Here is a 13686-nt window from a genome sequence, read left to right on the forward strand (position 1 = left end):
CAGTGCTCTGATTTCGACGAGTAGCCTGAACGTAGAAGCGGATCAACCGGCCTCCGGGTCCAGCGAGCGGGGACGCAAATGGACACCCTAGAGAATGGGCAATTGCCTCGCGACGCGGGCGGGCGAGCCCGTCGATCGGCCGACTGGCTTGCCCGCGCCGCCGTGTCGGCGACATTCCTGCTCGGCATGGCTTTCAGCACTGCGTTTGCGCAGGACCAGCAGCTACCCGTGGTGACGGCGGCCAAGCCGGTGGTCCGTGAAATCGTCGAAGACGACGAGTTCGTCGGGCGCTTCGAAGCCGTCGACCAGGTCGCCATCCGTTCGCGCGTCAGCGGCTATCTGGACAAGGTCAGCTTCCAGGACGGCGCACTGGTCAACAAGGGAGACCTGCTCTTCACCATCGACCAGCGTCCGTACCAGGCGGCTTATGATGCCGCCAAGTCGCAAGTGAACGTCGCCAAGAGTCTGCTCGAATTCTCCAAGATGCAGCTGGATCGCGCCGACGAACTCGCCAAGACCGGCAATATCTCAACCGCGACGCTCGACGACCGCCGGCGGGAATACCTTTCGGCGCAGGCGCAGATGCAGGGCGCGACAGCTGCGCTGACGACGGCTAGCCTGAACATGGAATTCACCGAGATCAAGGCGCCCTTGTCCGGCCGCATCGACCGCCGGCTGGTGTCGGTCGGCAACCTCGTGCAGCCGGATTCCACCTTGCTGACGACCATCGTTACGCGCGATCCGATTGACTTCTATTTCGACGTCGATGAGCGCCTGTATTTCAGCTACGCCCGCGACGCGAAGGAGCGCGGCGGCAGCATGCAGGAAGGCGCCGGCGGGCTCGAGGTGGTGGTTCGCGTCGCCGACCGCGCGGAGCGGGTATTCAAAGGCAAGCTCGATTTTGCCGAGAACCGGATCGACAACGCGACCGGCACCATGCGGGTGCGTGCAAGGTTTCCCAACACCGACGGCATTCTCCAGCCAGGCATGTTCGGGCGCATCAACGTGCCGGGGTCGCTGCCGCATAGCGGCGTGCTGGTGCCCGACGAGGCGATCGGCGCCGATCAGGATCGCCGCATCGTGTTCCTGGTGGATGAGGCCGGGATGGTGTCGGCGAAGCCCGTGCGCACCGGCCCGCTTCTCGACGGCTACCGGGTGATCCGCGGGGGCCTGACCGGCGACGAGACGATCATCGTCAACGGGCTGATGCACGCCAGGCCCGGCACCAAGGTGAAGGTCGAGATGGTGACGTTGCCGCCCAAGGCCGAGATCGCCGAGTTGCAGCAATGAGGTTCGCACATTTCTTCGTCGACCGTCCGATCTTCGCATCGGTCGTTTCGGTCGTCCTGCTGATCCTCGGCGGGATTGCTTATACCCAGCTGCCGGTCGCGCAATATCCCGAGATCGCGCCGCCGACCATCGTGGTTCGCGCGCAGTATCCGGGCGCCGACGCCGAGACGGTCGCAGCGACGGTGGCAACGCCGATCGAGCAGGAGATCAACGGCGTCGAGGGCATGCTCTACATGTCGTCCTATTCGTCGGGCGACGGGGCGATGGCGCTGACCATCACATTCAAGCTGGGCACCGATCTCGACCAGGCGCAGGTGCTGGTGCAGAACCGCGTGTCGGTCGCCGAGCCGCGCCTGCCCGAAGAAGTCCGCCGCCTCGGCATCACCACCACCAAGAGCTCGCCCGACCTGATGATGGTCGTGCACATGCTGTCGCCCGACAATACCTACGACCAGCTCTACGTCTCGAACTACGCCCGCTCGCGGGTGCGCGACATACTGCTCAGACTCGACGGCGTAGGCGACCTCATCATCTTCGGCGAACGCGAATATTCGCTGCGCATTTGGCTCGATCCGGAAAAACTGTCCGCCCTGGGGATGACCTCGGGCGATGTGGTGCAGGCGCTGCGCGACCAGAACGTCCAGGTGTCGGGTGGCTCGATCGGCGCGCCGCCGACCAGCACCGGCACGGCGTTCCAGTACACGGTCACCACGCAAGGCCGCTTCAAGGACGCACGCGATTTCCGATACGTGATCGTCAAATCGGCCGCCGACGGCCGCCTGATCTCGCTGCAGGACGTGGCGCGCATCGAGCTCGGCGCCAAGGATTACGTCACCAACTCCTATCTCAACGGCAAACCGGCGGTGGCGCTCGCCATCTTCCAGCGGCCGGGCACCAATGCGCTCGCCGCAGCCGCGGAGATCCAGGACAAGATGAAGGAGCTTTCCCGCGACTTCCCGAAGGGGCTGAGCTACGACATCGTCTACAATCCGACCGAGTTCGTCGCCGAGTCGATCCAGGAGGTCTACAAGACAATCCTGGAAGCGATGCTGCTGGTCATCATCGTCATTATCGTCTTCCTGCAATCGTGGCGCATGGCGATCGTGCCGATCGTGGCGATCCCCGTGTCGCTGATCGGCACGCTGGCGGTGCTTTACGCCGCCGGCTTCTCGCTCAACATGCTGACGCTGTTCGGCCTCGTTCTGGCGATCGGCATCGTCGTCGACGATGCGATCGTCGTGGTCGAGAACGTCGAGCGCAATATCGCCAGAGGGCTGGCGCCCAATCCGGCGTCGCACCTGACCATGGACGAAGTCGGAACCGCGGTCATCGCGATCTCGCTGGTGCTGATAGCCGTGTTCGTACCGACAGCCTTCATCCCCGGCATTTCTGGGCAGTTTTACCTGCAGTTTGCGATCACCATCGCGGTGTCGACGGCGATCTCGGCATTCAATTCGCTGACGCTTTCGCCGGCGCTGGCCGCACTGCTGTTCAAGCCGCACCACGCCGCGGCGGCGCCGCCGCGCTTTTTCCTGGCGCGGTTCGGACGGGCGCTCGCCGACGGCTTCAATCGCGGCTTCGACAGGGTCGCCCACTGGTATTCGAGCATCATCCGCGTGCTGATCGGCTCGTGGATAACGATCGCCGCCATGCTGGCCGTTTTCGCGGGCCTCATCTACGCCACGGTCTACCTGGTGCAGGCGGTGCCGCGCGGTTTCATTCCGTCGCTTGACCAGGGCTATGCGATCGTCGTCGTCCAGTTGCCGGACGGCGCTTCGTTGTCGAGGACCGATGCGGTCATCCAGCAGGCGTCGCAGATCATCCAGAAAACGCCAGGCGTCGACTACGCAGTCGCCTTCGCCGGCTTCTCCGGCGCGACCTTCACCAACGCCAGCAATGCGGGCGTGATCTTCGCCAGGTTCAAGCCGTTTGACGAGCGACTGAAAGCCGACCAGTCGGCAACCCAGGTCATCGGCAATCTGTTCGGCAGCCTGCAAAGCATCAAGGAAGCCTTCATTATCGCACTGCCGCCGCCGCCGATCCGCGGCGTCGGCAATGCCGGCGGCTTCAAGCTGCAGATCCAGGAGCGCAACAGCGCCGACATGCGACAGGTCCTGGCGCTTGCCTACGAAATCGCCGGCAAGGCCAACAAGACGCCGGGGCTGACGGGCGTGTTCACCACCTTCTCCGCGTCGAGCCCGCAATTCTTCCTGGCGATCGATCGCGACAAGGCGCGCATCCTGAACGTGCCTATCCCCAACATCTTCGAGACGCTGTCGATCAATTTGGGCACCGCCTACGTCAACGACTTCAACGCTTTCGGGCGCGTCTACCAGGTGCGGGCGCAGGCCGACCAGGCGTTCCGCATAGATCGCGCCGACATCTTGAAACTGAAGGTGCGCTCGGCGACCGGCGCGCTGGTTCCGCTCGGCACGTTGGTCGAGATCCGCGACGCCACCGGCCCGGCGTTGGTCCAGCGCTACAACATGTACGTCTCGGTGCCGCTGCAGGGCAACGCCGCGCCCGGCGTTTCCACAGGCGACGCGCTGGCATTGATGGAAGGGATCACGGCAAAGACGCTGCCGGCCGGTACCTCCTATGAATGGACCGAGCTCGCCTATCAGGAGCGCAACACAGGCAATGCCGCTCTCTATATCTTCGGACTTTCGGTGCTGTTCGTGTTCCTGGCGCTGGCGGCGCAATATGAAAGCTTGGTGCTGCCGTTCGCCATTGTGCTGGTGGTGCCGCTCGGCGTGCTCGCGGCGTTGCTCGGCGTGTCGTTCCGAGGGCTGGACAACAACATCCTCGTGCAGATCGGCCTCATCGTGCTAATCGGGCTTGCCGCCAAGAACGCGATCCTGATCGTCGAATTCGCGCGGCAGGCGCAGGAACGCGGGCTGTCGGCCGCCGAGGCTGCCGTCGAAGCCTGCCGGCTCAGGCTGCGGCCGATCCTGATGACCGCCTTCTCGTTCATCCTCGGCGTCGTGCCGCTGATGATCGCAACGGGCCCGGGCGCAGAAATGCGCCAGTCGCTCGGCACCGCGGTATTCTCCGGCATGCTCGGCGTCACCTTCGTCGGCCTTTTCCTGACGCCGGTGTTCTACGTCACGCTCAGGTCGCTGTTTTCGCGGCGCAAGCCCCGTGCCGAGGCCGAGCCTTCGGGGCCGGCAGGGGCGCCAGCGGAGACGGCCGCCGAGTAGGTTACGAATTCGCCGCGTCGGGCAGGGCTTACCACTCCAGAAAATCGGCGCGGCGCGGCAACGGCCACGATCTGCGCGACTTCGGCGTCGAGGTACAGCGGAGACCCTTGCTCGCTCTGAGCCAGCAATCCAGCCCAACAGCCGCATCCAGCGAGACGATGCCGGGCGGCGAGGCCAATGCGATCTTCTATCTGGTCGGCCAGGCGGGGCTTAAGGGCGCAACCGCGACCTCCGGCGTCCTCGCTTGCGGTGTCTGCTTTCAGAACGCGGACAAGCTAATCTCAATGGCCGAGATTGCGGCGCAGAGCAGATGGTCGGCTTTCAAACCCGGAGCGACAAGAGCAGACCTTTGTTCGGCGCAAGTGTCGTCCTGACGTGACGCGACGCGGTCTTCCGTTGCGAGCGCCGCTGGCTGGAGCTGCGTTAAGTCGGTCGGAGGCCAATGGTATTTTCAATGGAACGCTAATATACATGGAAACCCCAACGAGCAGCGCCTGCCAGATACTTGAGGAATGCCATGCGAAGGCTCATCTTCACGGCGATGTGTATCGCTGCCGCAACAGCCGCTAACGCCCATGATTGGTACGAAGACAAGATTGACCCGCAGACCAAATTCAAGTGCTGCGGCGGTTCAGATTGCCGCGCCATACCTCGGTCTTCGGTGCGGTCCAGGGTAGACGGCGGCTACACTTACTTGCCGCATAATTTCACCATCCCACGGGACCGTGTCCAGGAATCCCCGGACGGTCAATACCACATATGCGAAAATAAATATGCTGTAACCAATCAGCTGTATTGGCGTTGCTTCTTCGCACCTCGTGTAGATGTATCTATACTTCTAAAGCATTAATCGGTCGCCGCTTCCGCAATTCACTTCCGCAAGGCGCTAGTCCATTAATTCTGTTGGACTTTCTTCAAAAATTGCCGAAGCTCAAGCGCGCGACTGCCCCAGGGATTTTATGACTACGCCGCGGCTATCTAGAGCCTGCCCGCCCTGGGTGTAACTCTATTGGGCCCGGCCCGGGTGACTTCTGGGCGCGCTCCGCAATTCGGTGACAGTCCAGATTTTATCGTGTCGGCGCGGCCGTGGTTGTGTAGATTGGCTACGTGGCCCGCCTTGCACGCATTGTCGTCCCAAGTCCACTCGCCACGTGACGCAAACGCAGTAACGGCTGGCGATTTCGACCACGATGGACAGGCAAGCGACAGGGGATAACTGGCGCGGGATCATCAGCACGGTTCATGCGGGAGCGGCATTCGCCGGATGCGGCAGCTGCGGCTGAAGTCTCGAATTTGACGCATCAGCACTTGCAAATCGTCGGCCGAGGTCTTTTGCTCGCGCGATAGTTGCCCTTGACCGTTGAATGGTTGGCGAACAGATGAACAAGATCGATCGACGGCGGCCAGAGTCAGAAACGGACGCCACCGTAAATGCCGCGAGACTTGGAACTCGGCTGCGTCTCGCCCGCCAGACACGCGGCATGACGCTGAAGACGCTGGCCGCGGCTGCGAATTGCTCGGAAAGCCTGCTGTCCAAGATCGAGAACGGTAAGGCTTCGCCGTCCCTGCCCATGCTTCACCGTCTGGTCGAGGTTCTCGACACCAACATTGGCTGGATGTTCGAGCAAGTCGACGACGACGAGGCGATCGTATTCCGGGCGGGCGCAAGGCCTTTGATTGCGCTCGACGCGCTACGGCGCGGCGAAGGAATTTCGCTCGAACGCATCATTCCATATTCGCCTGGCCACCTCTTACAATGCAACATCCATCACATCGAGGCGGAGGGCTCGAGCGAAGGTCCGATCCAGCATTCCGGCGAGGAAGTCGGCTATGTGCTCGCCGGGCGGATCGAACTGATCGTCGATGGCAAGAGCCATGCTCTCGCCACGGGCGATGCCTTCGTGTTCAGGTCGGAGCTGCCGCATCATTACCGCAACATCGGCGAGGAACGCGCCAGCATTTTCTGGGTCAATACGCCGGCGACTTTCTGAGCAACGCTCGGCGTTCATTTGGATTGACAAATATTCAAGTCTCTTGAATGCTTGCTTCGTGCCTGTAGCACCAACGGGACCGGCCTAGGTCTGGTCCGCAAGCAAGGGGAACCGAAATGCGTCTGTTCAAACTTCTCGCCGGCTGTGCCGCCGCCGTTGCCATGGGCTCGGCAGCCATGGGCTCGGCGCTTGCCGATACGTTCGCTCTCGTCAACATCAACCAGCAGGCCCTGTTCTTCAACCAGATCAACGAGGGCGCGCAAAAGGCAGCCGACGCCGCCGGCGCCAAGCTGGTCATCTTCAACGCGAATAATGTGCCGAGCGCGCAGAACGACGCGATCGAGAACTACATCACGCAGAAAGTCGACGGCATCATTCTAGTCGCCATCGACGTCAACGGCGTCAAGCCTGCGATCACCGCAGCCAAGGCGGCCGGCATTCCCGTCATAGCCATCGACGCGCAGATCCCCGACGGCGACAATATTTCGTTCATCGGCGTCGACAACACCAAGGCCGGCGAGGACATCGGCAAATTCTACGCCGACTATGTGAAGACCGAGATGGGGGGCAAGGCCAAGATCGGTATCGTCGGCGCACTCAATTCATTCATCCAGAACCAGCGGCTCGACGGCTTCAAGAAGGCGGTGACCGAAAGCGGCCAGGCCGTCACCTTCCTCGACACGGTCGACGGCCAGAACGTTCAGGAGACCGCGTTGAGCGCTTCGGAAAACCTGATGACTGCCAATCCGGACATGAACTCGCTCTATGCGACCGGCGAACCGGCCTTGCTCGGCGCCGTTTCGGCGGTGACCAGCCAGGGCCGCACCGGCGACGTCAAGGTGTTCGGCTGGGATCTGACCAAGCAGGCCCTTCAGGGCATCGACGACGGCTGGGTGGTGGCGGTCGTGCAGCAGGATCCGGCCGGCGAAGGCAAGGCCGCGGTCGAAGCGCTGGGCAAGATCAAGAAGGGCGAGAAAATCGACCCGATCATCAATATCCCGGTGACGATCGTGACCAAGAAGAATGTCGACCAATATCGCGCGATGTTCAAGTAAACTGCGTCGGCGACCGAGCCGCGGTGCCGCCCGAGGCTGCGCCGCGGATCCCTTGCAATCGCGTGGAATTCCAGATGAGCAGTGGCCAGACCTATCGGGTGCGGATGAGCGGCATCTCAAAGCGCTACAACGCCATCCAGACGCTCGATGACGTGTCGCTGACGCTGAAGCCGGGCGAGGTGCTGGGGCTGGTCGGCGACAATGGCGCCGGCAAGTCGACATTGAGCAAGGTGCTGTCGGGGGCAGTGGTTCCCGACGCCGGCACCATCGAAATCGACGGCAAGCCTGCGATCTTCAGCTCGCCGGCGGACGCACGTGCGGCGCGCGTCGAGATGGTCTACCAGGACCTGTCGCTGTGCGACACGGTCGACGTCGCCGGCAATCTGTTTCTCGGCCGCGAGCCGCGTCGCCGCATCGCAGGTATTTCCTTTCTCGACAAGAAGCGCATGCATGAAGAGACCCGCCAGATGCTCGATCGGCTCGGTATCGTCATTGCCGACACGCGACTCAAGGTCGAAAACCTCTCCGGCGGGCAGCGCCAGTCGATCGCGATCGGCCGTGCCGCCTCGTTCGAGCCGGCCGTGCTGATCATGGACGAGCCGACGGCAGCGCTTGCCGTGGCCGAAGTCGAGGCGGTGCTCGAACTGATCCGTGCGGTCAGTGCGCGCGGTGTCAGCGTCATTTTGATCACCCATAGGCTGCAGGATCTGTTCCTCGTCTGCGACCGCATCCAGGTCATGTACGAAGGGCGCAGCGTAGCCGAGCGGCTGATCGGCGAGACCAACATCGAGGACGTGGTCAATCTGATCGTCGGCCGCAAGTTCAATGCGCGTTCCGCCACCAACGGCTACCGCGGTGGAGCGCCGGCATGAGCGACGCGATCCACGCCGCCCAGCCCTCACGTGTACGCAAGGGCACCTGGCGCGATGCGCTCCTCGCCAATGGCAGTGTCGTCTCGATCGCGCTGTTCTTTCTGGTCGTCTGCATCATCTTCTCGGTTGCGACCGACGCGTTTCTGACATCGCCCAATCTGTTGAACATCCTGCGGCAGTCGGCGCCGCTGCTGATCGTTGCCGCGGCAATGACTTTCGTCATCACCACCGGCGGCATCGATCTTTCGGTCGGCTCCGTGCTGGCGCTGGTGGCGACGCTGTCGGCGACACTTTTGCAGTTTGGCCTGCCGTGGCCAGTCGTTATCCTCGTGATGCTCGCGCTCGGTGCCCTGCTTGGCGCGGTGCAGGGCTATTTCGTCGCCTATGAGGGCATCCCGTCCTTCATCGTCACGCTTGCCGGGCTTTCGGTGATCCGGGGCGTGGCGCTGCTGATCACCGGCGGCTATTCCATCCCCATCGAGCCCGGAAGCGCTTTCACCGTGCTGGGCCGCGCCTGGTTTCTTGGCGTGCCGGTGCCGGCGCTGATCGCGCTGGCGATCCTGGCCATCGCCTATCTCGCCTTCAACGAGACGCCGTTCGGCCGCTATGTCACCGGCATCGGCGCCAACGCCGAGGCGGTGCGGCGTGCCGGCGTCAACACGCGGCAGACGACGCTCTTCGTCTATGTGATTTCCGCCACCGCGGCGGCCCTTGCCGGCATCATCATTGCTGCCCGGCTTGGATCGGGATCTTCGAATGCCGGACAGGGTTTCGAGCTGGAAGTCATCGCCGCCGTCGTGCTTGGCGGCACTAGCCTGTTCGGCGGCCGTGGAACGATCATCGGCACGGTGCTCGGCGCGCTGACCGTGGCCGTCATCGGCAACGGCCTGATCCTGGCGCATCTGTCGCCTTTCCTGACGCCGATCGTCACCGGAACGATCATCCTGATCGCCATCTGGCTGAACTTCCGCCTGTTCCGCGGCGCCGTGCGGAGCCGTTGAGCCGATGAGTGGTCTGTTCGATGACGCAGCGCCCAGGCAGCGGTTGCCAATCGGGGTCGAAACCGGCCACGTGATGACCGTGCTCGGCCCGGTTCCGGTCGAGGACATGGGGATAACGCTCATGCACGAGCACATACTGCTCGACGGCGCACGCAGCTGGAAATGCCCCTGCCATCCCGATGACATAGCGATCGCCGAGCAGCCGGTGAACATCGAGATCATCGGCGAATTGCGCATGAACCCTTACGTCAACCGCGACAATGTCTCGCTCGACGACGCCGACCTGGCGTTGTCGGAACTGCAGCGCTATCGCGCGCTGGGCGGCCACACCGTCGTCGACGCCACCAATATCGGCATCGGCCGTGACCCCGAAAAGCTCGCCCGCATCAGCCGCATGTCCGGCCTCAAGATCGTCATGGGCACCGGGTTCTATCTCGAGCATACCCATCCCGAATGGCTGAAGGCCATGGATGTCGACGCCGTGACCGAGTTCATCGTCAACGATATCGGCGGCGGCGAGACGCAGCCGCCGATCATGGCCGGGCTGATCGGCGAGGTCGGCGTCAGCAAGGATTTCACCGCCGAGGAACGCAAGTCGCTGCGAGCTTCGGCGCGCGCTTCGCGCATCACCGGGGTGCCGCTGTCGATCCATCTGCCTGGCTGGGAGCGGCTGGCGCACGACGTCCTCGATATCGTCGAGGCCGAGGGCGCCGATCTCCGCCACACGGTGCTCTGCCACATGAACCCGAGCCACGACGATCCCGATTACCAGAAAAGCCTCGCCCGGCGCGGCGCGTTCCTCGAATACGACATGATCGGCATGGACTATTATTATGCCGACCAGGACGCGCAATCGCCCTCCGACGAGGAGAACGCACGCGCCATCGCCGCCCTTGTCGAGGCCGGCTTCGGCGACCGCCTGCTATTGTCGCAGGATGTGTTCCTCAAGATCATGCTGACGCGCTTCGGCGGCTTCGGCTATGGCTATATCCTGAAGCATTTCATACCGCGTCTGAAACGCCACGGCGTCGAGCAGGCGGCCATCGACCGCATGCTGATCGCCAATCCGAAAAGCGTATTCGCGCGGCTCTAAGCGGCCTGGAACTACACGGGAGTTCAAATGTCCAAGAAGAAGATCCTGCTTGCCGGCGAATCCTGGGTGTCGACCGCGACCCACATCAAGGGTTTCGACCAGTTCCCGACTGTCACCTATCACACCGGCGCCGACGAATTGCTGGGCGCGCTCAAGGCGACCGATTTCGACGTCACCTTCATGCCGGCGCATGAGGCGCAGCGTGGCTTTCCTCAGACGATGGAGGCGCTGTCGGCCTATGACGCGGTCGTGCTCTCCGACATTGGCGCCAACACCCTGCTGCTACATCCCGACACCTGGGTCCACTCCAAGCCGACGCCGAACCGCCTGCGCCTGCTCCGCAATTACGTCAGCGACGGCGGCGGTCTGTTGATGTTCGGCGGTTATTACAGCTTCCAGGGCATCAATGGCGGCGCGCGCTACCGCAAGACGCCGATCGAGGACGTGCTGCCGGTGAACTGCCTGGCCTACGACGACCGCGTCGAGGTTCCCGAAGGCTTTGCCCCGGTACCGAAACCAGGGTCGACACATCCTATCCTCAGGGGCCTCGGTTCGGACTGGCCGATCCTGCTCGGCTTCAACGAGGTGACACTGAAGGACGATGTGGAAGTTCTGGCCAGCGTATCGTCGGATTATGGTTCGCTGCCGCTGCTTGTCACCGGCCATTACGGCAAGGGCCGCACCGTGGCCTGGACATCCGATGTCGGGCCGCATTGGCTGCCGCCGCAGTTCATCGCCTGGCCAGGCTACAAGACCCTGTTCGAACAGATGCTGGGTTGGGCGACCGGCGAGAGCTGAGCCATGCATGTCCACGTCGTCGGCAATGCCTGCATCGATACCATGTTTCGCGTCGGCCGCCTCCCTGCCGCGGGCGAGACTTTGAATGCCGTGAGCTATGCCGACGGGCTCGGCGGCAAGGGCGCCAACCAGGCGGTCGCAGCAGCGCGGACTGGTGCAGAGGTGACGTTCTGGACGGCGCTCGGCAAGGACCGCGAAGGCACATGGATCAGGAGCCGCCTCAACAGCGAACTGTCAGACCTCGAGGTCAGCGAATTCGAGCTGCCGAGCGACCGCTCGACCATCGTCGTCGATCGAGGCGGCGAGAATTTCATTGTCAGCGGCGTTGCCTGCAGCGACGCGTTCGATCCGGTGGCGCAAACAGCACTTGTCCGCTGGATCGCTCCCGGCGACATCCTCGTCTGCCAGGGAAATTTGCGTGCCGCCGCGACCGATGCCAGCCTCAGAGCAGCAAAGGAAAACGGCGCACGCACCGTTCTCAACGCCAGCCCGATCGATGCGGCATCCGTTCCCGATCTTGGCCTGGCGGAGTTTTTGGTTGTCAACCAATCCGAGGCGAAAACCCTGACCGGCCGGGATGACATGATAGCAGCCGCCGGCGCGCTGGTAGCCAAAGGTGCAGGCACCGTCGTCATCACGCTCGGCGCCGCAGGCTGTCTGGTGCTTGGCCCGGGCCAGGAAGAGCCGCTTCGTTTGCCGGCGCCGCAGGTCGAGGCGCTCGACACCAGCGGCGCCGGCGATGTGTTCTGCGGCTGTCTCGCCGGCGGGCTTGCTCGGGGCATGTTGGTTACCTCGGCGCTGGAGCTTGCGCTGGCGGCCGCCGCAATCGCCGTGACACGGCCGGGCACGCTGGCATCCTGTCCTTCCGCCTCCGAGATGGCGGTGCTCATCGATCAAATGGAGCTCTCATGACCCAGATCGGCCAATCCGGCGGCGACGCACTCTTCCACCTTTTCGGCCGCACCAAGGTAGTGATCGGCGTCGTTCACCTGGCGCCCCTGCCCGGCGCGCCGCGCTATGACGGCGAGGCCGTGGAGGTGATCTACCAGCGCGGGCTCGATGACGCTAAAGCCTATCTCGACGGCGGCTGCGACGGCGTCATCGTCGAGAACCATGGCGACATCCCTTTCGCCAAGCCTGACGATATCGGGCCGGAGACGGCGGCCTATATGGCGGTCGTTTCCGACCGCATCCGCCGCGAGCTCGGCAGGCCGGTCGGCATCAACGTGCTGGCCAATGCCGCGATCCCGGCCTTGGCGATCGCCAGCGCTGCCGGCGCCGGTTTCGTCCGCGTCAATCAATGGGCGAACGCCTATGTCGCCAATGAGGGTTTTGTCGAGGGCGAGTCGGGCCGCGCAGCGCGCTATCGCGCCAGGCTGCGCGCCAACGGCATCCGCATCTTCGCCGATGCCCATGTCAAACACGGCGCACATGCCATCGTCGCCGACCGTCCGGTGGAGGAACTGGTCAAGGACCTGGTCTTCTTCGATGCCGATGCCATCATCGCCACCGGCCAGCGCACCGGCCACGCCGCGGATTTGGGCTACATAAGCATGATCAAGCAGGCCGCCGGCCTGCCGACGCTGGTCGGAAGCGGCGTGACGCCGGACAATGCCAACGATATCCTCGCCATTGTCGACGGGGTCATCATCGCCAGCGCGCTGAAGCACGACGGCGTCTGGTGGAACCAGGTCGACTCTGCTCGAGTAAAGGCGTTCATGGGTGGTCTGAAGCGATAGCTCACTTCAACCGCCTAGCCCACCGCTCGGGCCACCTCGGTCAGAGACGACGGACACCCAGGATACTGCGCGAACAGATCGTCGACGGTCAGCAATGTGACGCCTTCCACAATCGATTGAGCAATCAGGATCCGATCGAAGGGGTCCTTGTGGATGGGTGGAAGCCCCTCCACCGCAATGGCGTGCTCGCCGGTGATTGGCGGCTCATGATAGCCATTATCTATCAGGCCCATAAAACTTAGTCTAATGGGCCCGATCTTCGAGTGTCTATCTCTCCGCCGATAGGATGGGATCCAATTGCCCATTCCCTCGACCGTGCCCGATCTTCGCGCTGGGCGCAGGCCAATGGCGCAGTCGAGGCGATTGAAATGGGCAATGCCTGAAAACTAGGGCGTCGAGGCCTACGCTCTCGGCGCCCCGTATCGGCATCACCGCCGTCCTTCACAGGCAAGGCTCCGCGATGACCCACCGTCCGCACCTGCACGTGATCGTGCCGGGCGGCGTCGCCCGGCTCGATCGATGATAGTCGAGCGGCTACTAGACCGGCAATGCGCCGGATCTCTTGGCCGTCCAGGTGGCGATATAGTCCATCAGGCCAGGATTGAGGCAATCATAAGGTTCGAGCCCGATCGACTTCAGCTGTGACC

Annotated in this window: 10 protein-coding genes and 3 pseudogenes; 11 read left to right on the forward strand and 2 right to left on the reverse strand. The window is 63.2% G+C overall.

The window, feature by feature from the left end:
* Positions 1–186 precede the first annotated feature (186 nt).
* From NKJ12_RS27485 to NKJ12_RS27530, 10 genes are all read left to right on the forward strand, one after another.
* On the forward strand, positions 187–1290 hold the full coding sequence (locus NKJ12_RS27485) for an efflux RND transporter periplasmic adaptor subunit (protein ID WP_352706385.1): 1104 nt from the start codon (positions 187–189) through the stop codon (positions 1288–1290).
* The gene (locus tag NKJ12_RS27490; protein WP_352706364.1) at positions 1287–4490 is read left to right on the forward strand and encodes an efflux RND transporter permease subunit; all 3204 of its coding nucleotides are present in this window, start codon (positions 1287–1289) and stop codon (positions 4488–4490) included. Before NKJ12_RS27485 ends, NKJ12_RS27490 begins: the two co-directional genes overlap by 4 nt.
* Before the next feature lie 1379 nt (positions 4491–5869).
* Positions 5870–6481 carry a cupin domain-containing protein gene (locus NKJ12_RS27495; protein ID WP_352480706.1) on the forward strand — a complete coding sequence of 204 codons (612 nt, stop codon included), beginning with the start codon at positions 5870–5872 and terminating at the stop codon, positions 6479–6481.
* 116 nt (positions 6482–6597) lie between these two features.
* Positions 6598–7536: an ABC transporter substrate-binding protein gene (locus NKJ12_RS27500; protein ID WP_352706366.1), complete on the forward strand. Its 939-nt coding sequence runs from the start codon at positions 6598–6600 to the stop codon at positions 7534–7536.
* Between the two features lie 74 nt (positions 7537–7610).
* Positions 7611–8408 carry an ATP-binding cassette domain-containing protein gene (locus NKJ12_RS27505; RefSeq protein WP_352706369.1) on the forward strand — a complete coding sequence of 266 codons (798 nt, stop codon included), beginning with the start codon at positions 7611–7613 and terminating at the stop codon, positions 8406–8408.
* A complete protein-coding gene (locus NKJ12_RS27510) occupies positions 8405–9409 on the forward strand; it encodes an ABC transporter permease (RefSeq protein ID WP_254819827.1) in 1005 nt (334 codons plus the stop codon). Before NKJ12_RS27505 ends, NKJ12_RS27510 begins: the two co-directional genes overlap by 4 nt.
* 4 nt (positions 9410–9413) lie before the next feature.
* On the forward strand, positions 9414–10502 hold the full coding sequence (locus NKJ12_RS27515) for a phosphotriesterase family protein (RefSeq protein WP_352706371.1): 1089 nt from the start codon (positions 9414–9416) through the stop codon (positions 10500–10502).
* A 27-nt stretch (positions 10503–10529) separates the two neighbouring features.
* The gene (locus NKJ12_RS27520) at positions 10530–11300 is read left to right on the forward strand and encodes a glutamine amidotransferase (protein ID WP_352706373.1); all 771 of its coding nucleotides are present in this window, start codon (positions 10530–10532) and stop codon (positions 11298–11300) included.
* A 3-nt stretch (positions 11301–11303) separates the two neighbouring features.
* Positions 11304–12212 carry a ribokinase gene (locus NKJ12_RS27525; RefSeq protein ID WP_352706375.1) on the forward strand — a complete coding sequence of 303 codons (909 nt, stop codon included), beginning with the start codon at positions 11304–11306 and terminating at the stop codon, positions 12210–12212.
* Positions 12209–13039, forward strand: coding sequence for a BtpA/SgcQ family protein (locus NKJ12_RS27530; protein ID WP_352706378.1), 831 nt, complete (start codon positions 12209–12211; stop codon positions 13037–13039). Before NKJ12_RS27525 ends, NKJ12_RS27530 begins: the two co-directional genes overlap by 4 nt.
* 14 nt (positions 13040–13053) lie before the next feature.
* Here the strand turns inward: NKJ12_RS27530 and NKJ12_RS27535 are convergent.
* Positions 13054–13284, reverse strand: a pseudogene (locus NKJ12_RS27535) (type II toxin-antitoxin system VapC family toxin); the annotation flags it as partial.
* Positions 13285–13454: 170 nt separating this feature from the next.
* On the opposite strand from NKJ12_RS27535, the pseudogene NKJ12_RS27540 reads away from it, so the two are divergent.
* Positions 13455–13541, forward strand: a pseudogene (locus NKJ12_RS27540) (transposase); the annotation flags it as partial.
* 35 nt (positions 13542–13576) lie between these two features.
* Here NKJ12_RS27540 and NKJ12_RS27545 read toward each other — a convergent pair.
* Positions 13577–13686 (reverse strand): annotated as a pseudogene (locus NKJ12_RS27545) (S-(hydroxymethyl)glutathione synthase); the annotation flags it as partial.

This window comes from Mesorhizobium sp. M0195, assembly GCF_040322115.1.
GTDB lineage: Bacteria > Pseudomonadota > Alphaproteobacteria > Rhizobiales > Rhizobiaceae > Mesorhizobium.